This is a genomic window from Streptomyces sp. NPDC059909 (assembly GCF_042730885.1).
Taxonomy (GTDB): Bacteria; Actinomycetota; Actinomycetes; order Streptomycetales; family Streptomycetaceae; genus Streptomyces.
The window spans coordinates 1-19,833 of the sequence record NZ_JBHWKX010000100.1 but is presented as its reverse complement, the minus strand read 5'-3'; the positions used below and the strand labels follow the sequence as shown (position 1 = coordinate 19,833).

15 protein-coding genes, 1 tRNA gene and 6 pseudogenes are annotated in these 19,833 nt (G+C 69.2%); 11 read left to right on the top strand and 11 right to left on the bottom strand.

Annotation, left to right across the window (positions count from 1 at the left end):
* Positions 1 to 185: pseudogene (locus ACFV9O_RS35945) on the bottom strand (RNA-guided endonuclease TnpB family protein); the annotation flags it as partial.
* 195 nt (positions 186 to 380) lie between these two features.
* Here ACFV9O_RS35945 and ACFV9O_RS35940 point away from each other — a divergent pair.
* On the top strand, positions 381 to 1,229 hold the full coding sequence (locus ACFV9O_RS35940; protein ID WP_385425971.1) for a hypothetical protein: 849 nt from the start codon (positions 381 to 383) through the stop codon (positions 1,227 to 1,229).
* A gap of 368 nt (positions 1,230 to 1,597) precedes the next feature.
* Here ACFV9O_RS35940 and ACFV9O_RS35935 read toward each other — a convergent pair whose 3' ends face one another.
* Entirely contained in the window at positions 1,598 to 2,551 is a 954-nt protein-coding gene (locus ACFV9O_RS35935; protein ID WP_385425968.1) for a LysR family transcriptional regulator, read from the bottom strand.
* Positions 2,552 to 2,777: 226 nt separating this feature from the next.
* On the opposite strand from ACFV9O_RS35935, the gene ACFV9O_RS35930 reads away from it, so the two are divergent.
* The 3 genes and pseudogenes from ACFV9O_RS35930 to ACFV9O_RS35920 form a co-directional block, all read left to right on the top strand.
* Positions 2,778 to 3,899 carry a DMT family transporter gene (locus ACFV9O_RS35930; protein ID WP_385425965.1) on the top strand — a complete coding sequence of 374 codons (1,122 nt, stop codon included), beginning with the start codon at positions 2,778 to 2,780 and terminating at the stop codon, positions 3,897 to 3,899.
* Positions 3,896 to 4,939, top strand: coding sequence for a threonine aldolase family protein (locus ACFV9O_RS35925; protein ID WP_385425962.1), 1,044 nt, complete (start codon positions 3,896 to 3,898; stop codon positions 4,937 to 4,939). The genes ACFV9O_RS35930 and ACFV9O_RS35925 overlap by 4 nt, the downstream gene beginning before the upstream one ends.
* A 164-nt stretch (positions 4,940 to 5,103) precedes the next feature.
* A pseudogene (locus tag ACFV9O_RS35920) lies at positions 5,104 to 5,274 on the top strand (SDR family NAD(P)-dependent oxidoreductase); the annotation flags it as partial.
* Positions 5,275 to 5,450: 176 nt separating this feature from the next.
* Here the strand turns inward: ACFV9O_RS35920 and ACFV9O_RS35915 are convergent.
* On the bottom strand, positions 5,451 to 7,985 hold the full coding sequence (locus ACFV9O_RS35915) for an alkaline phosphatase D family protein (RefSeq protein WP_385425959.1): 2,535 nt from the start codon (positions 7,983 to 7,985) through the stop codon (positions 5,451 to 5,453).
* Between the two features lie 123 nt (positions 7,986 to 8,108).
* Here ACFV9O_RS35915 and ACFV9O_RS35910 point away from each other — a divergent pair.
* Positions 8,109 to 8,202: pseudogene (locus ACFV9O_RS35910) on the top strand (transposase family protein); the annotation flags it as partial.
* A gap of 46 nt (positions 8,203 to 8,248) precedes the next feature.
* On the opposite strand, the gene ACFV9O_RS35905 reads toward ACFV9O_RS35910, so the two are convergent.
* Complete coding sequence (locus ACFV9O_RS35905) at positions 8,249 to 9,037, bottom strand: methyltransferase domain-containing protein (protein WP_385425956.1); 789 nt, start codon at positions 9,035 to 9,037, stop codon at positions 8,249 to 8,251.
* Positions 9,038 to 9,170: 133 nt separating this feature from the next.
* Between ACFV9O_RS35905 and ACFV9O_RS35900 the strand changes: the two genes are divergently transcribed.
* The gene (locus tag ACFV9O_RS35900; protein ID WP_385425953.1) at positions 9,171 to 10,064 is read left to right on the top strand and encodes a GNAT family N-acetyltransferase; all 894 of its coding nucleotides are present in this window, start codon (positions 9,171 to 9,173) and stop codon (positions 10,062 to 10,064) included.
* A gap of 46 nt (positions 10,065 to 10,110) precedes the next feature.
* Here ACFV9O_RS35900 and ACFV9O_RS35895 read toward each other — a convergent pair whose 3' ends face one another.
* Entirely contained in the window at positions 10,111 to 10,275 is a 165-nt protein-coding gene (locus tag ACFV9O_RS35895; protein WP_385425950.1) for a hypothetical protein, read from the bottom strand.
* Between the two features lie 211 nt (positions 10,276 to 10,486).
* On the opposite strand from ACFV9O_RS35895, the gene ACFV9O_RS35890 reads away from it, so the two are divergent.
* Positions 10,487 to 12,265 carry an aminotransferase class I/II-fold pyridoxal phosphate-dependent enzyme gene (locus ACFV9O_RS35890; RefSeq protein ID WP_385425948.1) on the top strand — a complete coding sequence of 593 codons (1,779 nt, stop codon included), beginning with the start codon at positions 10,487 to 10,489 and terminating at the stop codon, positions 12,263 to 12,265.
* Positions 12,262 to 13,065 (top strand): phosphatidate cytidylyltransferase, encoded by an 804-nt coding sequence (locus ACFV9O_RS35885; RefSeq protein ID WP_385425945.1) that lies wholly within the window; start codon positions 12,262 to 12,264, stop codon positions 13,063 to 13,065. Before ACFV9O_RS35890 ends, ACFV9O_RS35885 begins: the two co-directional genes overlap by 4 nt.
* Positions 13,066 to 13,629: 564 nt before the next feature.
* Here ACFV9O_RS35885 and ACFV9O_RS35880 read toward each other — a convergent pair.
* Positions 13,630 to 13,705: transfer RNA gene (locus tag ACFV9O_RS35880), tRNA-Gln, on the bottom strand.
* An 82-nt stretch (positions 13,706 to 13,787) separates the two neighbouring features.
* Positions 13,788 to 15,161, bottom strand: coding sequence for a hypothetical protein (locus ACFV9O_RS35875; protein ID WP_385425942.1), 1,374 nt, complete (start codon positions 15,159 to 15,161; stop codon positions 13,788 to 13,790).
* A gap of 310 nt (positions 15,162 to 15,471) precedes the next feature.
* Here ACFV9O_RS35875 and ACFV9O_RS35870 point away from each other — a divergent pair, with 310 nt between their 5' ends.
* A complete protein-coding gene (locus ACFV9O_RS35870) occupies positions 15,472 to 16,026 on the top strand; it encodes a GNAT family N-acetyltransferase (RefSeq protein WP_385425940.1) in 555 nt (184 codons plus the stop codon).
* A gap of 151 nt (positions 16,027 to 16,177) precedes the next feature.
* Positions 16,178 to 16,324, top strand: a pseudogene (locus ACFV9O_RS35865) (SAM-dependent methyltransferase); the annotation flags it as partial.
* Here the strand turns inward: ACFV9O_RS35865 and ACFV9O_RS35860 are convergent.
* Together ACFV9O_RS35860 and ACFV9O_RS35855 are read right to left on the bottom strand one after the other, a co-directional pair.
* Positions 16,325 to 16,459 (bottom strand): annotated as a pseudogene (locus tag ACFV9O_RS35860) (IS630 family transposase); the annotation flags it as partial.
* Positions 16,425 to 16,844: a GNAT family N-acetyltransferase gene (locus tag ACFV9O_RS35855; RefSeq protein ID WP_385425978.1), complete on the bottom strand. Its 420-nt coding sequence runs from the start codon at positions 16,842 to 16,844 to the stop codon at positions 16,425 to 16,427. The gene ACFV9O_RS35855 and the pseudogene ACFV9O_RS35860, both read right to left, overlap by 35 nt.
* A gap of 116 nt (positions 16,845 to 16,960) precedes the next feature.
* Here ACFV9O_RS35855 and ACFV9O_RS35850 point away from each other — a divergent pair, with 116 nt between their 5' ends.
* Positions 16,961 to 17,380 carry a VOC family protein gene (locus ACFV9O_RS35850; RefSeq protein WP_385425938.1) on the top strand — a complete coding sequence of 140 codons (420 nt, stop codon included), beginning with the start codon at positions 16,961 to 16,963 and terminating at the stop codon, positions 17,378 to 17,380.
* A 54-nt stretch (positions 17,381 to 17,434) separates the two neighbouring features.
* On the opposite strand, the gene ACFV9O_RS35845 is transcribed toward ACFV9O_RS35850, so the two are convergent.
* Positions 17,435 to 18,421: an endonuclease/exonuclease/phosphatase family protein gene (locus tag ACFV9O_RS35845; RefSeq protein WP_385425974.1), complete on the bottom strand. Its 987-nt coding sequence runs from the start codon at positions 18,419 to 18,421 to the stop codon at positions 17,435 to 17,437.
* 430 nt (positions 18,422 to 18,851) lie between these two features.
* Positions 18,852 to 19,692: pseudogene (locus tag ACFV9O_RS35840) on the bottom strand (IS5 family transposase).
* Positions 19,693 to 19,833 lie beyond the last annotated feature (141 nt).

Genomic DNA, 19,833 nt, shown 5'->3' with positions numbered 1-19,833 from the left:
TGGTTGGTGTTGGCGGCATGGCGCGTCTCGCGCCGGTTGCGCTTCTTCAACAGCCGCTTGGCAGACTTGGTGCCCTTGGCCTGGAGCTTGCGGCGAAGGCCCGCTTGCCGCTTGCGGTGCCGGTTCAGCCCACGCCCGGCCGCCTGGTAGCCGGTGGACGTGGTGGGAGCCCGGCGGGGACGCAATCCACTTTCAGGACGCCAACAACCGCACCGACAGCCCGCTGCGCTTTGTCGTGGCCATGCCGATGGCTCGCGGCCAGCCGTTGCTGGTCTTCCTGGACGACGAGCTTCAGCAGAGCGGTTGGGTAAGGCGTTCACCAGCCTGAGGGCGAGGGCGAGAGCCTGCTCGCAGCCCGTGGCTGGCGTTCAGGCCAGGTAATGTCCGACCTGGCTGCCGGGCGCCTTCTCTACGTCGCTATAGCCCCGCGACACCTGGCGAATCGAACCAGCAGGCAGAATCTGCAGAAGCGCGTGCGGGTAGTCGTCAGCTACCTGGCCTTCAGCGTTCCCGCCGTGCTGGCGGGACTCGCCGTGCACATCCCTCAGCCTGCGCACCACAACGACCGGCTACGGCGCCACGGTGATCTTCCTGGCGCTGCTGGCCACCGTCACCGGCACCGCCCTCCGCATACCCGCCGCCTCGCCATTGTTGATAGCGGCCTCCTCCGACGACCTGGCCGCTATCGCCCCTTCCCGCCCGGGGACGCCGGCTTCCCGGTGATCTTCCGGTTCTCCCAGTGGAAGGGCTGGGACTTCGGCGCCCGGCCGGCCGACACGCCCGGCGAGCCGCAGGCAGTGCTTGCCCCCATAGTCGATGCCGGAGTCAACGCGTTTCCCCCTTCCACCCGCCGCTCTTGGGAGCCGGCATTCGAGGGGTCCGACCTCAACCTTGCGGCATGGGCGAGGAAACTCACCGGCAAGGCGGGCATCACCGTCGGCTCGGTCGGCGGCCTCGCCGATCCCGAATGGGCCCGGAAGGTGTTGAAGGGCTGGATGGAAGGCTTCGTTTCGTTCACAGCCGAAGCAGAGAAGACGCTGTCCTGGCCCTCCCCCGCCCACGTCGGCGTGCCGCCCATCAGCGGACTCACGGATCTGAGTTTCCACTCGTGCACCATGGGCTCGGCGGGCGGGCCCATCACATGGTTGTTTCCGTGCTTGTCGGCCAGCGCGGCGGCGGAGCTCTCAACACTGAGACGCTCACCGCCAACAGAGCATTGTTCAACCTGAAGTTACAGGTCACGGCGTTGACAACGCCCGGATACGCTCCCATCTCCAGCTCTGCCGGCTCGCGTTGCTGCCGGTCCGCATCGCCGAGCCCCTGCGACGACACCTGGGCCAACCTGCGCGAGGACTCCAGCGCATCCACGTCGGCACCTTCACCGGCCCCGCCGGCACCTTCCGCCAGCGCACCGAGACCGGCGACGCCTCGTCGGTCTGCGCCGCGAGGGCCCGGCTGCCGCTTCCCCGGGTTGTTGGCCGCCGTCCTCCAACAGGCCGGGGCGAGCCCCTTGGGCCGGGCTGCCCCGACCGCGTCGCATTCACGCTGATCAAGCGTCTGGGATTCGAGCAGTGTGTTTGCGCGATCAACGGCGTCGTCAGCTGTGGTTCTCCTGCAGGATCGCCGCGGTTTCGGCTGCTGCCTGCTGCAGGAGGTCCCCGAGGTGGCGGATGTCGGGGCGCCGGGATGTGCCGCTGCGGCTGACGGTGTAGACGGTGCGGGTGACGGGGTGGAGGAGGGGGTGCAGACTGATCGGCCCCGGCGTCGGGTCCGGGAGGGTCATGCGGGGCAGGAGGGCCGCTCCCGCTCCTGCGGCAACCAATGCCGCCAGTACGGAGAAGTCGCTGCTGCGGGACCGGATGGCCGGAACGAATCCGGCCGCACCGCAGGCCCGCTGGATCATCTCGTAACAGGACGTCTCCGGGCCCGGCGTGAGCCAGGAGCTGCCGGAAAGGCGCGCCAGGTCCACGGGTTCACCCGGCCCGATTCCCATGCGGGTGGCGTGATCGGGGTGGAGTGCGAGCAGGACGGGTTCCTCGAGGAGCTTGTTCTGCTCGCATCCGGTGGGGAAGTCCCGCGGCAGAACCGTGTATCCGTGGACGACGGCCAGATCGACGTCCCGGCGGCGCAAGGCTTCCAAGGCCGCATCGGGCTCCTGCTCGACGAGCTCCAGTGTCAGCGAGACGTCGCCTTCTTCCCCCGTGCCGAGGATGCGTTTCCACAGCGGAGCGATCAAAGTGCGGGCGGCGGAGGAGAAGGCGGCGATGCGGACGATGCCGTGACCGCCACCCCGGATGGCCTCCAGATCGGACTCGGCGGCAGCCAGATCACTCAGCACGATGTCGGCGTGGGACACCAGCAGCTCACCCACATGGGTCAGACGCAGGGTGCGCCCCTGCTTCTCCACGACGGGCAGCCCCACTTCCCGTTCCAGCGCCGCGAGTTGCTGGGAAATGGCGGGAGCGGTCAGATGCAGCGCCTGCGCCGCGGCCGCGACCGTGCCGTAGGTGGACAGGTAGTGCAGGATCCGGAGTCGTCTCACATCAAGCATGAAGATTTCCTTATGCATCGCCCCTGAACAATCAAGCATAGCCTTCCGTCGATCAGAGGGCCGCCCCAGTCTCGCGACGTTCCCCGGCGACCCGTCGCCTCCAGGGCCCGCCCGCACCCGCTGGAGTCATCGACCGCGTCACACTGCGATTGATTCAGCGATACTTCTCAATCACGCAAGAATAACTAACTGGATCTTTTGCTTTATCCGGCGCACCGTAGGAGACGTGAACACACGCATCGGCTCCCGCAGCTTCCTCGCCCTGGTGGGCGTCGTCGTGCTCTGGGCCTCGGCATTCCCGGCCATCCGCGTCGGGGTCGACGGCCTCGGGGTGGCGGCGCTGTCCTTCCTGCGGCTGGCCATCGCCGCCGTCGCCTTGGCGGTGGTCGCGCCGTTCCTCGGGGTCCGGCGCCCCCGGCCCCGGGACCTGCCGCTGATCGTGCTCGCCGGCGCAACCGGCATGACCGCCTACCAGGTACTGCTCAACTGGGGCGAGGTCCATGTCTCCGCGGGCACCGCGAGCATGCTGATCTCCATCGCTCCCGTCTTCAGCGTCCTGCTGGGCAGGGCGTTCCTGTCCGAACCGGTCACCCGCCAGGTGGTCATCGGCAGCGGCGTCGCCATCGGCGGTTCCGTGATCGTCGCGCTCGCGGGCGGCTCCGCGGGTTTCTCCGCCGGCGCGCTCGTGGTCCTCGCCGCCGCCGTCGTGCAGGGCGTGTACCACGTCGTCTCCAAGCCCCTGCTGCGCCGCTACAGCGGCCTGGAGGTCGCGACGTACGCAATGGTGGCCGGCACCGTCCTTGCCCTGCCGCTGCTCCCGGCGACCCTGCGCACCGTCGCCACCGCCCCACCGGGAGCCCTCGTATCGGTGGCGTACCTGGCCCTGCTGCCCTCCGCCCTGGGATTCGTCATCTGGGGCTACGCCGTGGCCCGGCTGCCGCTGAGCGTCTCCACCGCCGCCCTGTACCTGGTGCCGCCGGTCGCGCTCGTCGTCTCGTTCGTGTGGCTCTCCGAAGTCCCCCACCCCCTCGAGGTGGCCGGCGGCGTCGTCATCATCAGCGGTGTCGTGCTGATCAACCGCCGCTCCGCCGCACCCACCCGTGCAGAGCACGCCCCGGCCACCGCGCAGCACCAGGTGGATTCCGCCACGCGGCCCGTCGCCCGGCTGCACCGGCCCGCCGGTCCCACAGCCGCCCCCGACCACCGACGGCATCCGGGCTCGACGAACCCCGCCGACCACACCACCCACGGCGCCCCGATCCCGGAGCCCGACCGGCTTCGAGTACCTCACCGCACAACCGCCTGCCACACCCTGCAGTCGCCGTCCACCCAAGGAACGCAATCATGATCGACCTTCGTAGTGACACCTGCAGCCGCCCCACCCCCGCCATGCGCCGTGCCATGGCACAGGCGGAGGTGGGTGACGACGTGTACGGCGACGACCCCACGGTCAAGGCCCTGGAGGAGAGAACAGCACAACTCCTTGGCAAGGAGGACGCCGTCTACATGCCCACGGGCACGATGACCAACCAGGTCGGCATCCGTGTGCACACCGAGCCCGGAGATGCGGTGCTGTTCGAACAGAGCGCACACGTCTACCTACTGGAGGGCGGCGCCCCATCGGCCTACTCCGGAGTGCTGCCCCGCCTGCTTCCGGGAACACGGGGAATCTTCACCGCCGATGCCGTTCGCACCGCCGTGGGGTCCCCACACCCCTTCTTCCCCTCGACCGTCCCGGCTCCGGTGCGCCTGCTGTGCGTGGAGAACACGCACAACAGCGGCGGTGGCACCGTCTGGCCGCTGGAGGACATCCAAGCAGTCGCCGCTGCGGGCCGTGAGCGAGCACTGGCCCTGCACCTGGACGGGGCGCGGCTGTGGCACGCGAGCGTTGCCTCCGGGGTCGGCGAAGCCGACTACGCCGCGCCCTTCGACACCGTCAGCGTGTGCTTTTCCAAGGCACTCGGCGCCCCGGTCGGATCCTGCCTGGCCGGGCCGGCCGACCTGATCGCCCGCGCGAGGCGTTTCAAGCAGCAGATCGGAGGCGGATTCCGACAGGCGGGCATCGTCGCCGCCGGCGCCCTGCACGCTCTGGAGCATCACCGCGAGCGCCTGGACGAAACGCATGCGCACGCCCGGTGGTTCGCCGAAGGGGTGGCGTCCCTCAAGGGAGTCGATCTGGAACCGTCCACGGTGCAGACCAACATCGTGCGGTTCCGCCTGACGAACGCCAGGGCCGCGGTGTTCGTCGAGGAGATGCACCGCCGGGGAGTCCACATGCTGCCCTCAGGTGAGGACGGGGTCAGGGCCGTGTTCTACCTGGACATCGGCCAGGCGGAGACGAACACGGCGATCGCGGCGATCGAGGAGACTCTGACCGAACGGAAGTGAACCAACCGGGCGCGCTGTCACCCATCCGGCACCCGTCCCGATCCACAGCCACCTGCACACCTGCACATGCCACAGCAACCGTGGCGTCCCCCACCGGGCCTTGTTCCACCAGCGGCCGGCACCTGAAACTCCCGGAGGGCACCTTCGACGGTGCGCGCCGGACGATGGAGGTCAACTACTTCGGCACCTGGGCCGTTTCCCGGGCGTTCGCCCCGATCCTGGCCCGCAACGGCGGCGGCGCCCTGGTGAACATGCTGTCGCCGGCGTCCTCGGTCGGGCAGCCTCTGTTCCCCGGCTGTGCCGCCGCCAAGGCAGCACAGTGGTCCTTGACGGACTCATTGCGGCAGGGCCTACGCGAACAGGGCACCTTGGTGATGGGGTCCACGCCGGCTTCGTGGACACCGACCTCAGCGCCACGTCGGACGCACCGAAGATCAGCGCGCCCGACGTGGCCGAGCAGACCCTCCAAGCCATGGCCCGCTCGCTCTTCCGGCCGGCGCCGCCGACCCGATCAGAGACCGGCGAGCACCGCGAACGGGTCGGCCGCACCGCCGTTGTCGAGCGCGGCGATCCTGCGGCGCAGGGTGAACGCGGCCCCGGGGGCGAGCGTCACCCGGCGTTGGCTCATCACCCAGATCCCGCACGCGTACGCGGTGAAGCCGGGCTCGTCGTAGAGCAGACCGTACGTCTGCCCGTCCGACCCGGTCATGCCGATCCACGGCGCGGTCGGGGTGAGGTCGGCCGGTGCCGAGGCGGTCACGGTGCCATGGCCGGCGACGCCGCTGCGCTGGCCTGCGCCGTCGTGGTCCAGCACATCGCCCACATAGAAGGTGCAGGCGGCGGGGCCGCGGTTGGTGAAGGCGCTCTCGGCGGTGACCCAGGGCTCGTCCTGGCGGACCGAGTAGGTGGTGACCACCTCGAGGTCCGGAAGCTGGGTGCTGACTCCCGTGGCCCGGGCCGAGGCGACCGGGCCCTCGGCGGAGAGCACCTCCAGGGCGGTGGAGCGCACGGTCAGCTGCTGCCAGGCGTTGGAGCCGCGGGGCTGTGCCACCGACGCGTACGGCAGGTTCATCCAGTCCAGCTGGTCCAGATGGCCGATGGCCGCGAGGTCCAGCGGCTTGCCCAAGGTCGCTCCGGGCAGCTGCGGGTCCTGGGAGCCGGCCGAGACGGCAAGCGCCAGCAGGTTGTTGGACAGCACCACGTCCGAGGCCGTCGCCTGGGACTGCGGGCCGGGCACCGAGTGGCCGGTGCCCGCCCGGACCGCGGCGCGCACCAGAGCCACGTCACCTCTGGTCTGGACGCCCTGGCGCACGGCCGCCACAGCCGTCACCGGTTCGTAGCCGACGCCGTTGACGGCGACCGTGTACTCGCCGGGCGGCGCGAAGGCGAGGTACTCGCCGGTCGCGTCGGTGGTGCTGGTGGCGAATCGGGTGCCGTCCGCCCCCGTGACCGTGACCTGGACGTTGGCCAGCGGGACGCCGGTGACCCGGTCGGTGATCCGGCCGACCAGTCCGTCGCCGGCATCGATCCGCTCGGCGCCGGGTATTCCGTCCCGCACCTCGAAGGCGGCGAGGGTGAAGGCGGGAGAGGCCGCGTCGCCGCCCTTGAGAACGATCCGCAGGTCGGCTCGCCACCGCTCGGGTGTCACCTCGCACATCACATAGCCGCGGTAGGTGCCGTTGTAGAACTTCACATGCGGGTTGGCGACCAGGCCCGCCCGGACGTCCGCATCCCAGCCCGCGCCGGAGGAGATCGAGGTTCCGACGAACTCGGTCGCGACGACCGGGGAGTTCGGGTCGTCGAAGTCGGTCTTGAGGTCGTTGACCCAGTGAGTGTGCCAGTCGCCGCTGAGCACCACCGGGTTGGAAACCTGGCGGTCGGCGACGAAGTCGAGGATGCGGGCCCGCGCCCCCGCGTATCCGTCCCACTGGTCCAGGTTGACGATCTTCCCGGGACCGAGATCGTAGTCGAAGGCGGCCATGATGGTCTGCTGGGCGATGACGTTCCAGCGAGCCTTTGAGTGGTCCAGGCCGTCCAGGAGCCACTTCTCCTGCTCGGGACCGGTCATCGTGCGGGTGGGATTCCAGACCTCAGGGCCGGGCTCCTTGCGCCCGTCCCCGTACGCCTGGTCGGTGCGGTACTGACGGGTGTCGAGCACGCTGAACTCTGCGAGCTTGCCGAAGCGGAGCCGACGGTAGATCGGCATGTCCGGGCCCTCGGGACGGTGCTCGGGGCGGAGCGGCAGGTGCTCGTAGTAGGCCTGGTAGCCGTTGCCGCGGCGCTCCAGGAACGGGCGTCCGTCCCCAGCACCGCCCGGGACGTCGGCCGCGTAGTTGTTCTGGACCTCGTGGTCGTCCCAGGTGACGATGAACGGGAAGCGGGCGTGAGCGGCGCGCAGGTCCGGGGAGGTCTTGTAGAGGGCGTGCAGTCGGCGGAACTCGGTGAGGCTGCCCTTCGACGTCTCGTAGATGTAGTCGCCGAGGTGCAGCACGAAGTCGAGGTCCTGCTCGGCCAGATCGCGGTAGGCAGGGTAGGCGCCTCCCGTCCAGGACTGGCAGGAGACGAACGCGAACCGCATGCTGTCGGCCTTCGCCCCTGGCGACGGCATGGTACGGGTCCGGCCTGTGCGGCTGTGGACCCCGTCGTACCGGAAGCGGTACCAGTACCAGCGGTCCGGCGCCAGGTCGTCGACGACCACATGCACGGTGTGGGCGGACTCGGGCAGCGCGGTCACCGAGCCGCGTCCGACCACCTGCTGGAACGATTCGTCGTGCGCCACTTCCCACTGGACCTCGACGGGCGCCGCGACCATGCCGCCGGTCTCGGCGTTCAGGGGGTCCGGCACGAGGCGGGTCCACAGGACGACGCTGTGATGGTCGGGGTCGCCGGAGGCGACGCCGAGCGTGAAGGGGGCCGGGTCCAGTTCCGCGGCTCGCGCCGAAAGTGCCTCGGTGAGCTGGCCTGCGGCGAGGACGCCCAGGGTGCCGCCCGTCAGGGCAAGGAATCTGCGGCGGTCAAGGGTTCGCAATGGGTTGCTGGTTGTCACGTCCGAGGAGCCTGCAACACCCGCATTGCCGGGTGGGTGGCGCTGCCGCGAACAAGGAGTGTCGAAGGCGTGTCGGACGAGTCGGCCCGCAGGCGGCGGATTCCGCCTGCAGGCACCGGTGAACGGGTGCTGCTGGTCGCCACGTACTGGCCGTACGACCCTGACCATGCGGCAGCTCGCGCCGTTGTTCAGGGTCTCGAAGTCCGCGGCCGACCGTTGTTACAGCCCCTCCCCCTGAAGCATCCGGTCACGTCATTGATGCATCAGCTCTTCCGGGCCTCGATGAGGAATCGCTGCGAGTAGGCGACGAAGGGGCCGTGGCGCTCGATGAACGCATGGAGCTCTGCCAGACGGTCGCGATAGGCATCCGCCGTGAAGTCCGGGACGATCCAGATCACTTTGCGCAGGAAGTGGACCACCGCGGCGATGTCGTAGAACTCCATCCGGAGCGCTTCCTGGCGCAGGTCGACAACCTCCAGCCCCGCCGCCTCCGCGCCGGCCGCGGCCGCCATCGGGCTGACTCCGGCGGTGGTCGTCAGCGGACCGACGGGCGGGCGGATCGAAGCCCGCTGCTGATGGTTCCCCATCAGGTACTCGGTCAGCTCCCGCACCGAACCCGAGCCCACCTGCTGGGAGAGGTACGTGCCGCTGGGGCGCAGGACCCGGCGGACCTCGTCCCAACGGGTCACCACCGGATGACGGCTGACCACCAGGTCGAAATGGTCCGACGGGAACGGCAGATCGGCGGCATCGTCGACCTCGACGACAGTGGCATCGAACCTCGCCAGGTTGCGCCGGGAGATCTCCACGTTCGGCGGCCACGATTCCGTCACGGCCAGAACCGGCGGAGCCACAGGAACCGACGCCAGCACTTCGCCCCCACCGGTCTGGATGTCCAGCGCCGCCTCGGCCTCCGCCATCCGGGCCGCGAGCAGCTTCGCATACCCCCAGGACGGACGCTGTTCGGTCGCACGACCGTTGAACCAGGAGAAGTCCCACCCTTCCGTGGGGACGGCTTCACCTTCGGCGATGAGATCTTCGAACCTGGACATGCGGCGAGGATGCCAGAGGGCACATACGCCCGCACCGGAATAACGGCGCCATGCGGCAGACCTGGTCCCCCCTTGCAGTCAAGGCCGACCGCCTGTCTGGAGCCGCACCAGATTCTCTGACTAGAGTCAGAGAATGGATGCGACGCAGATCGATCAGGTGCGACGGTTCAACCGCACCGTCACCGAACGTGTGGGGGTGCTCAACGAGCACTACCTGGGCCGTGACCGGCCCATCGGTCAGGCCCGGCTGCTGTGGGAGATCGGCGAGCGGGGCCAGGACGTGCGGCGACTGCGCGAGCGCCTCGGGCTCGACTCCGGATACGTCAGCCGGCTGCTGCGCTCCCTGGAGACCGACGGCCTGGTGACGGTGGAGCCGCAACTCCGGGACAAACGGGTGCGCACCGTCCGGCTCACCGACGCGGGACTCGCTGAACGTGCCGTACTCGACGGCCGCAGCGACGAGCTGGCCGGCTCCCTGCTGGAACCGCTCAACACCGACCAGCGCGCCCGGCTGGTCGCCGCCATGGCCGAGGTCGAGCGATTGCTGACCGCCGCAACGGTCGCGCTGGAGGTCGTCGACCCGGACCACCCCGACGCCGAACACTGTCTGCGTTCCTACTTCACCGAGTTGCAGGAGCGCTTCGAGACCGGCTTCGACCCCGCGCGGAGCCTGCTGCCCGACGCGGGCGAACTCCGGCCGCCACAGGGCATGTTCCTGGTCGCCCGCCTGCACGGAGAGCCGGCCGGCTGCGCAGGTCTGAAGCTACTGCCCGGCGCAGCGGCCGAGATCAAGCGCATGTGGGTCGCGCCCCACGCCCGGCGCCTCGGTCTCGGCCGCCGGTTCCTTGCCGAATTGGAGGCGCTGGCCGCCGGCCACGGCTGCGACGTACTGCGCCTGGACACCAACAAGGCGCTCACCGCCGCGATCGGCCTGTACCACTCCTACGGCTTCGAAGAGGTAGTCGCGTTCAACGACGAGCCCTACGCCCACCACTGGTTCGAGAAGCGGATCACCGAGTCGTCGTAGGGGACCGGGAACGACCGGACGCACGCACAGCGTGTGGCTCGCTCGGTCAGTCCCACCATGCTTCGCCGGACTGCCAGCGCTGTACCCACTCCAGGAATCCCGAAGGCTTGTCCGCGGGCATGGGGCCGGCACCGACGTCCGCGACCATCTCCGCGACGAAGGTGCGGTAGGGCTTCTCCGGAAGGGTCACCCGGTTTTCCAACTCCCCCACCTCAACCGCTCTGTGGCCCAGGGCCGGCTCACGCCACTCGGGTGTGAACGCCGAACGCGGAAGATCGAGAGTTGCCACGAAGCTCCGTGGACGGATCGCGCTGGGGACAACCGCGCCTGAGTACGCGTACTCAGGCTGACTGCGTTGCTTGGCCCTGACGCGGCCGATCTGTGTTCCCCACGATGGAGCCCCCGCGTCGAGAGAGGTGCTTATGGGCCGTGACCTGCAGCTGCGCGTTGCCACTCCGGAGGATCTTGAGTGGATCTACGAACTACGTCATCGGGTGTACGCACAGGAGCTGGACCAGCATGTGCCGGATCCGGCCGGGCGGCTTCGCGATGGGCTGGACGGCGACAACGTCTACCTGGTCGCGGCGCGAGGCGCAGCCCGAATCGGCTTTGTCAGCCTGACTCCGCCCTGGTTGGGGCGGTACGCGCTGGACAAGTACCTGACCCGCGACGAGTTGCCGCTGCTGACCGAGGGCGATCTGTTCGAGGTGCGCATCCTCACCGTTGAGCCGCGCTGGCGGGCCACCGCAGCGGCACCTCTGCTGATGTACGCGGCTCTGCGCTGGATCGCCGCCCGGGGCGGTCGCCGGGTGGTGGCGATGGGGCGCACCGAGCTGCTCGACATGTACCTGGCCGTCGGCCTGCGCCCGGTCGGCCGTACTGTCCACAGCGGTGCGTTGACGTTCGAGGTGCTGACCGGCAGCGTGACCGAGCTGACGAAGGTCACGATGGACCGCTACCGCACCACGTTGGAGCGTCTGGGGTCCGAAGTGGACTGGCGGCTGGACGTGGCATTCGCACCCCGGCCGGACGGCTGCGAACACGGTGGCGCCTCGTTCACCGCCATTGGCACGGACTTCCGTAGCCTGCACCGACGCCATCAGGTAGTCGCGGCCGACGTGCTGGACGCCTGGTTCCCGCCGGCCCCCGGAGTGCGGGCGGCGCTCGCGGAAGATCCGGCCTGGGCCGCCCGGACCTCGCCACCGGCCGGCGCCGAAGGTCTGCTCGCGGAAATCGCCGCGGCTCGGGCGCTGCCGGCAGAGGCGCTCGCGGTCGGCGCCGGATCATCTGACTTGATCTTCAGGGCGCTTGGCCAGTGGCTGACACCGGAAAGCAGGGTGCTTCTGACAGACCCGGGCTACGGCGAGTATGCCCACGTCACGGAGAGGGTGATCGGATGCCGGGTGGACCGGTTCCGGTTGCGCCGCGAAGACGGCTGGCGGATAGATCCGGCCCGGCTGTCCGCTGCCGTCAGGTCCGGCCGCTACGACCTCGTGGTGGTGGTCAACCCGAACAATCCGACCGGACGCCACGCGCCGGCCGCGGAACTGCGCTCGCTGATCGCCGCCGCGCCGGCCCGAACCCGCTGGTGGATCGACGAGGCATACCTGGGCTATGTCGGCCTGACCGAGTCGCTCGCCGGCCTCGCCGCGATGGATCCGCGGGTAGTGGTCTGCAGCTCATTGTCCAAGATGTATGCGCTATCCGGTCTGCGGGCGGCGTACCTGGTGGCCGAGCCGACCACCGCGGCGCAACTACGCCGATGGACGCCGCCCTGGCCGGTCAGCCTCCCGGCGCAGCTCGCCGCAGTGGCAGCCCTGCGCGACCCGGCGTACTACAGCGACTGCTGGCTTCGCACCCACGGGCTGCGCCGGCAGCTGGCCGCCGACCTGGCCGGGCTGGACGAGGCCGTCGTGGTCGAGGAGGCCGTGGCGAACTTCCTGACCGTGACCCTGCCGTCCGGCGGGCCGAGCGCTGCACACCTCGTGAACGAGTGCCGCCGCCGCGACGTCTACCTGCGTGACCTTTCCCCGTTGTCGTCGGAGTACCAGGGACGCACCGTGCGTATCGCGGTCAAGGACACCGCCGAGAACGCGCGCATTGTGGCCGCGTGTCAGGCCGCCCTGGACGTACTGCGGCCTGGTTCGACCTCGCTGGTTCCGATGCCTCCGGGCGTTCCCACCGCCGGATCCGCCCGGTGATTACCGTGACCTCCCTGGCGCCCTACCTCGGTGGGGCGCTGGTGCTGGGCGGCATTGCGGTGGCGGCGTCCCGGCGCCGCGAGCTGCTGATCCGGTGGTGCGCCTGGGCGGTCGGAGTGCCACTGGTCACCGGTGCGTTCTGGTTGGGCCGCCCAGGTGCCGCGGCCATCGCCATCACGGTCGCGGTGATTGCGGTGATGGAGTTCGGCGGGCTGATGCGGCTGGGCTGGGTGGACCGGGCGGTGCTGGCCGCGGCGGTGGCAGGCGTGGTACTGGCCGCCTGGTTGGCGCCTGGACAGGTGCTCCGGGTGGTCGCGATCGGGGCGCTCGCGGTGGCCGCGGTGCCGCTCCTCGCCGGCGACGCCGACCATGGCCTGCGCCGCCTCGGCGCCGGCCTGCTCGGGCTGGCCTGGCTGAGTGTGCTGGCCGCGCTGGTGCCGCTCGGGGCGAGCGCGCTTGCGCTGTTCGTGGCGGTCTCGATCGCCGACATCGTGGCGTACTTTGCCGGTCGAGGAGTGGGCGGGCCGCGGCTGTCGCCACTGTCACCGGCCAAGCGGTGGAGCGGGACCCTGGCCGGGGCCGCGGCCGGCCTCGGCGTGCTCACCGTCCTGTCCGCGCTGAGCTGGCCGATGGCGGTGGCGGTGGCGGTCGGCGGCCCGGCCGGCGACCTTCTCGAATCGATGATCAAAAGAGGTGCACAGACGAAGGACGCCGGCCGCTGGCTACCCGGCTCCGGCGGCCTGCTGGACCGGATCGACTCGCTGCTCATCGCGCTGGCCGTCCTGCTTGTCCTGCGCTGACCCTCATCGGCCCTGGCCGGGCAGCGGACACGGTGACGATGGACTGACGCCGATGCGCGAACCTCCTTGAGGAAGGCCGCGCTCACACCGACGAAGGATCGGTTCCTGTCCCACGGCTGATGCGTTCTTGGGCTGCGAGACGAAGTAGGTCGAGCGCGTGGGCGGGCCGTGACCGGTAGTGGTCGCCGGCTGCCGCGAGGTTGGCCTGGCCAGCCTGGCGCATGAGGCCGGCTCGGCGAGGTTGCGCAGGGTCGCCATGGCGCGGTGCCGGTGCGGACGCGGGACGCGCCCGCGGCAAACGTTGCGTCCCCGACGTGGTGCAGGGCCTCGACGGAGCAGGGCCCGCGGATGAGTACGGCGAGTTGGGCGGGGGTGGCCTGCCGGGGCTGAGGCTGGTGACCGCGTAGATCGTCTTCGTGCCGGCCCTGCCCGTGCGGCGGTTGGTTCGGCGGCGCTTGACCTCGATGGCCGGGGAGCGCAGGGACCCGGACCATTCGACAGTGACGCTTCGTCGACGGGCTCGCAGGACTTGCGCCCGACCAGATCGTGAACGTGCTACGCCAGTGGCGACGAGGGCAGGATTCGAACCTGCGTCCACCCGGGATCAGAGCCGGGCGCTCCTCCGCAGAGCTTCCTCGTCGCCACGGTGATCCTCTCCGTAGGCCACCGCGTCGGTCAACTGAATAGCGACGGCACTCGAGGGCAGGGCAGACGGCGGAGTCCTAAATCCACTCCTGGGCGGCGGTGTTCTTGTTCCTGCCGGAGAAGACACCCGCCGACCGGAGGGCGCTGGCCATGAGGGGATCGGCGACGGCGACTCCGTGCACCAGCTCAGGTGTCCGGCGGAAGGCGACAGCCTCAACTGCCTTCCTGGGAGCGGTCCAGGCACCGGCTATCGGGTCCACACCATGCCGGACACAGGCCGCCTCAACCAGCGAGCGCGGGCACTCCTTCTCGCCTCGGAGAACCTCCCAAGGCAGGGGCAGCTCCGCCCAGACGTAGGTGTCCGGGTGTAGCCCACCGCCGCTCATGCGGTGCCAGTACGCCACGTCGGCTGCCATCAGGCGGGGTACCTTGCCGAGACAGACCCGGTCAAGGAACTCGTTCCGACCCAGCTCGGTCAGCAGGGCGAACCAGTGGGCGCGCGCGATGTTCCACGCCTGAGCAGCCTGGTTCCACGTCGACGAGTCGTGTCCACGGCGCACGATCATGGTGTCGCGCTCCAAAGGACATCTGCTCCAGGCGTCCTCCAACAAATCGGCGATCTCCCGCAGGAAGCCGTTCCAGCGCACCAGCAAACGCGTCAAGTCCTGGTCGGACAGCCAGGACAGGACCTCGGTCGTGGACTGCACATGAGCAACGGCGTACCAGCAGGTCCGGTCGGGGTGCGCTCTGAGCCGCTGGAACAGGGCGTCGGCGACCTCGTCGTAGACCTGCCGCTGCCGACCGTTGGTGAAGATGCTGCGCATGTAGCCACGCGCGGTGACGTACGCGATGAAGGCTGCAGTGTCCGGGTCGGAGGCGAACAGTTCGTACGGCAGCGCGTGAGCGAGCGCTCCTTTGCCAGTGATGGTCACTCGGCGGCGGCGCTGCTCGTGGATGAGCCGCGCCAGCTTGGCCTCCATCCGGCGCAGCAGTCGGAAGCGCTTGTTGTACTGGCGCTTGGACATCCCGCCCAGCCCTGCCTCGTCGCGCTCGGATCGGTTGAGGCGGTCTACACCGAAATCGTTCTGCCCATACCCGCGGCAGATTTCCTCACCCGCGCGACGGATCACTGCCTCGATCTGCGCGGGATCGTCCCCGGCGCCGGCCGGTAGCTCCGGAAGCTTGGTGAACAGGTCCGTCGCGCGGGCGAGCTGGCGCTGGGCGCCGACCGGACGGGCGAAGTCCTCCAGCATGGAGGTGTAGCCGTGCCAAGTGTTGCGCAGCGAATGCTCGGTGGATTTGGCGAGCGCCGCCTCGGTGGCTGTGTCGAGGACAGCATGCTGGGCGGCGTACAGATCCTGGATGAGCTGGGCCACATCCTCTGGACGCTTGCGCAACGTGAGAGTGGCGTGCAGTTCCCGGAGGAGCTGTTCGACCTTGGGCGACGGCATGCGCCTCACTCTGTCATCACCAGCACGGGACCTCCACCGGATATCCGCGTTCCCCGACCTGCGACCGAGCGCATTTCACCTGGTCAGGGCCGGAGCTGCTGACAACCCGGGCCACCGTGAGGGCCGAACTCCCCAGCCGGTCCTCCGGACGCTGGAGAACTACGATCACTCGCAGTGGCAGCACCACAGAAGTTGAGTCCGACACATGACGGCAGCGGCGGTGGCCACGCGATGACGGAGGTAGGGGATGCCTCGTTCAGGACTGGTAATTGCGTTGTCGATCTGATGTGCCTCCGTCAGGATCTTGGCCATGCAACAGCCCGCTGAAATCCTCCGCTCGGACCAGGTCGAGCTGCGCCGCTGGCGTGTGCAGGACATCGAGATCCTGCACCGGTTGATCACCGACTCACGTGATCACTTGCTCCCCTGGATGCCCTTTGCGGCCAGCCATGACAGGGCGCAGGGCGAAAAGTTCCTGACCCTGTGCGAGGAGGAGTGGGCCTCGGGGCAGGCGTACTACTACGCGATCACCTCGGGCGGTGTGGTGATCGGCAGCTGCAGTCTGATGCGCCGGAGCGGTCCGGGCGGGCTGGATATCGGCTATTGGCTCCACCATGCCTGGACGGGGAAGGGGTTGGCCACCATGGCTGCTGCTGCCCTCGTGAATGCGGGACGCCGGATGCCCGGCATCGATCGCATCGAGATCCATCACGACGAGGCCAACTCCGCCAGCGGAGCCGTCGCCCGGCGCCTGGGTTTCACCGAAATTGAGCGCGTGCAGGTGCCGGAAGGGCCTGCGGCCCCGCGTGAGACGGGCATTGACGTGATCTGGCGCCTGCGGACCCGCCCCTCACCAAGCCCCTGACGCCGCTGATCGACGCTTGGTGTTCATCGAGGTGGATTCCTGAGGCTCGACGGGGACGCCCGCGCCCGTGAGGGCGGCGGGCCGCAGGGGAGGCGAGCGAGGTCGGCGCCTCCTGAAGGTTGTGTCGGCGCCCTCCTCCAGAGTCGCCGGAATGACTGGGCCTTCCCACCTCGATGCGGTCCGGGAGTCGTACGACACCGTCGCCGTCGATTACGTCAAACAGGCCAAGACCCCAGCGGAGTTGGATCCGTTGTCACGCGCGATGCTGACCGCGTTCGCTGAGGTGGTGCAGGAGGCTGATGCCATGCGCGGACAGCAGCACGATCTGAGCCCGCCGCCATGTCACCACCGACCCGCTGCCCCGGCGGATGATCCGCAGCCGGTGCTGCCCCTCGTCATCATCGATCTCGCGGACGCGCACTCGTTCTGCCACCCGGACAGCCTGGCGGCGCCGCGCCGCCCGGACGGCGCATCACGTCACAACAGGGGCACCATCGCGGCGCTATGCTGGGGTCACGGAGGCCGACTGCGTCGTGCCGCCAGAACGGCTCTGCATAGACCAGTGTCCCTGTCATCCACGGCTCGTAGTCCGGGAGCCTGATGGCCTGGAAGGCGCCATCCGGAATACGCAAGGATGGCTTTCGGAAGCCCTGGTCACCACCGGGCACAAACCCGAAACGTGAGTAATAGCCCGGATCACCCTCCAGGAAGACGAGCGGGACGGCCCGTTCGGCGAGGGCCTTCAGGCCGTGTCGGACCAGGGCCGAGCCGATACCGCGCTTGTGGTGCTCGGGCATGACGGCCAATGGGCTGAGCACGTGCACCTCAACCAGGCGCCGAGGGGCATCGAGCAGACTAACGAGTGCGAGGGCGTGCCGGCCGGCGTCCGGCTCGAACGCGGCCCCCTGGACCAACCCGCCTCGGCAGCCGCCGTATGAACCGGCCGACCGGCGGGATCCTCCACCACGTCGAGATCTGGGTGCCCGACCTCGGCCGCGCCATCGCCTCGTTCGGGTGGCTGCTCGAGACTCTGGGCTACGCACCGTTCCAGAGCTGGCGCAACGGACGCAGCTGGCGGCTGGGGCCGACCTATATGGTCTTCGAGCAGTCCCCGGCCCTGACCGCCGACCGGCACGACCGGTGCCGTCCCGGCCTGAACCATCTCGCGTTCCACATCGAGGACCACGACACGGTGGACGCCCTCGTTTCCGATGCTCAGCATCATGGATGGCGCCTGATGTTCCCCGACCGCCATCCGCGTGCCGGCGGCGAGGGGACCTACGCCGCGTACCTGGAGAGCGCCGACGGTTTCGAAGTCGAACTCGTCGCCATCAGCCCAACAGCGCCGGATTGACGACGATCCCCGAGCCGCCGCGCCGTCTGACGCAGCCTTGGAGGCACTCAGCGATCATGGCCCAAGCTTGATGCCGGCGGCGATCGGCAGGTGGTCGCTGCCGGTGGCCGGAAGGGTTCGGATGTCGGTGACGGTCGCCGAGCGGGTCATGACGTGGTCGATCCGGGACAAGGGGAAGGCCGCAGGCCAGCTGAAGGCGAAGCCCCGCCGTGCCGCGTTCATCTGCGAGGTGACCGGGGCCAGTCCACGGTCGTCCACCGTGCTGTTGAGGTCACCCAGCAGGATCACTTCGTCCAGTTTCTCGGTGGCGATGGCCGTGCCCAGCAATCCGGCGCTTTCGTCCCGCCAACCGGAGCTGAAACCGCTCAATCGGACGCGGACGGAGGGCAAGTGGGCCACGTACACCGCGATGTCGCCCCACGGCGTCTGTGCGCTGGACCGCAGTCCACGGCTCCAGTCGTCGCCGATCCCCTCCGGCTTGATGTCCAACGACCTGACGTCTGTCAGCGGGTACTTCGACCAGAGTCCGACAGTTCCCCGGACCGCGCGGTGAGGGTACGCCGATGCCAGCACTGTCTCGTAGAGCGGCACTGCGGAGGGCGTCAGCTCCTGCAGAGCGATGAGATCCGGTGCGGACCGGATCAGAGCACGCGCTGTCCCCGCGGGATCGGTGTTCTCGTCACTGACGTTGTGCTGGACCGCCACGATGTCGGGTACGCCGCGGTCCTCGCCGAGAAGCAGCCCGCCGAAGAGGTTTGCCCAGGCGGCTGCGGGCAACAACAGGGCGACCAGCGCGGTGCCCGAGCGGCGCAGGACTGCCAGGCCGAGCACCAACAGAATCGGCAGACCGAGCCAGGGCAGAAATGTCTCCAGCAGGCTGCCGAAGCGACCAACGGTGTTGGGCACGGCAGAGCGGAACGCCAGCAGCCCGGCGATCAGAACCGCGAGCAACGCGAGAACACGACCACGCGCCCAGGGCGACGGGCCTCTCGTGTCCTCGCCCCAACGCCTCCGGCCGACGTGACGCAGCCACCGCCGCAGCGCTGCAGACTTCGCCGTCGGCGTCCCCCAGCTGTTCGCCCGCCCCACCACGCCCACGCGCCCACCGATCTGCCTCGGAACCGTCCCCGCCCCGCAGCCATGAGCACGACGTGCCCGATACGACGCACAACCCGGTGATGCAGGTTCCGGACCACAAGCCTGTAGTTGGCCGGTCCCTGTCCTTGCCAACGATTCGTCATGCCGTTTGTCAAGCCCACAGGGCCTACGCGCGATGGACCCGACTGGAGGTGCCAGAGGCGCGCGGTACGGACCGCTCATCCGACAGAGGAGCGCCGATGGCGACCAGGTGGAGTTTGACGATCGACTGCGTGCACGCGGCGAAGCTGGCCGAGTTCTGGGCGCTGGCGTTGGGCTATGCCGCAAAGCCCCCGCCCGCAGGGTTCGGGAGTTGGGAGGAATGGTTCTCTCATCATGGGATTCCGGAGGATAAGAGGGTGTCACACGTGGCAAGTTTCGCGAGCTTCTTGTAGCAGGTCAGGGCGGCGGCCAGGCCGAGGAAGGCGAGGAAGTGCGAGCCCTTTCGCTCGTATCGGACGGTGAGGCGGCGGTAGCCGAAGAGTCAGGCGATCGACCGTTCGATCTTCCAGCGGTGCCGACCGAGGCGTTCGCCGGACTCGATGCCGGGCCGCGCGATGCGCGCGACGAGCCCGCGCTCGCGCAGCCAGGCCAGGTGTTCGGCGGAGAAGTACGCCTTGTCAGTCCTTGTGGACGGTTCCGTCGGGGTCCCCGGCGGGACCGGACGGCGGGTATGCCGCGGATGAGCGGCTTGAGGGCGAGGCTGTCGTGCATGTTCGCGCCGGACACGGCGACGGCGAGCGGGATGCCCTGGGCATCGGACAACACGTGCAGCTTGCTGCCCTTCTTGCCGCGATCGACCGGGTTCGGCCCGGTCAGCGATCCCCCCTTTTGGCGCGAACGGAGGCCGCGTCGACGATCGCCGAGGTCCAGTCCACCTCGCCCCGGGCCCCGAGTTCGTCCAGCATCGCCCGGTGCAGCCGACGCCACAGGCCGGCCTCGGTCCATACCGTGAAGCGGCGATGCGCGGTGGCGGGCGACGTGCCGAACGTCGGCGGCAGATGCCGCCAGGCACAGCCGCTGGTCAGCGCGTACACCACTGCCGTGAACACGGCCCGCTCGTCACACGGAGCGGTCCCACCACCTTGCGGACGAGCAGCGAACGACGGCAGCAACGGGGCGGCCAGCTCCCAGAGTTCATCAGGAACCAGACGCTTCGATAGATCAGCACCCACGGCCGGCATCATGCCGCACGAACATCAAGTCACGTGAGACAACCTCTAATACTGCAACCGCATGTGGGGGTCGTGGCCTCGGCGTTGGTAATGGCAGCGGCGGGCGCGGGCTTGGCTGCGGCGTCGGAAGTGTGACCAGCG

Excerpts from the sequence above, each read along its gene's own strand:
- ACFV9O_RS35875 (WP_385425942.1), bottom strand. The coding sequence starts at position 15,161 with ATGCCGTCGCCCAAGGTCGAACAGCTCCTCCGGGAACTGCACGCCACT.
- ACFV9O_RS35905 (WP_385425956.1), bottom strand. The coding sequence starts at position 9,037 with ATGTCCAGGTTCGAAGATCTCATCGCCGAAGGTGAAGCCGTCCCCACG.
- ACFV9O_RS35935 (WP_385425968.1), bottom strand. The coding sequence starts at position 2,551 with ATGCTTGATGTGAGACGACTCCGGATCCTGCACTACCTGTCCACCTAC.
- ACFV9O_RS35890 (WP_385425948.1), top strand. The coding sequence starts at position 10,487 with ATGGGCCGTGACCTGCAGCTGCGCGTTGCCACTCCGGAGGATCTTGAG.
- ACFV9O_RS35940 (WP_385425971.1), top strand. The coding sequence starts at position 381 with ATGTCCGACCTGGCTGCCGGGCGCCTTCTCTACGTCGCTATAGCCCCG.
- ACFV9O_RS35870 (WP_385425940.1), top strand. The coding sequence starts at position 15,472 with ATGCAACAGCCCGCTGAAATCCTCCGCTCGGACCAGGTCGAGCTGCGC.
- ACFV9O_RS35850 (WP_385425938.1), top strand. The coding sequence starts at position 16,961 with ATGAACCGGCCGACCGGCGGGATCCTCCACCACGTCGAGATCTGGGTG.
- ACFV9O_RS35900 (WP_385425953.1), top strand. The coding sequence starts at position 9,171 with ATGGATGCGACGCAGATCGATCAGGTGCGACGGTTCAACCGCACCGTC.
- ACFV9O_RS35925 (WP_385425962.1), top strand. The coding sequence starts at position 3,896 with ATGATCGACCTTCGTAGTGACACCTGCAGCCGCCCCACCCCCGCCATG.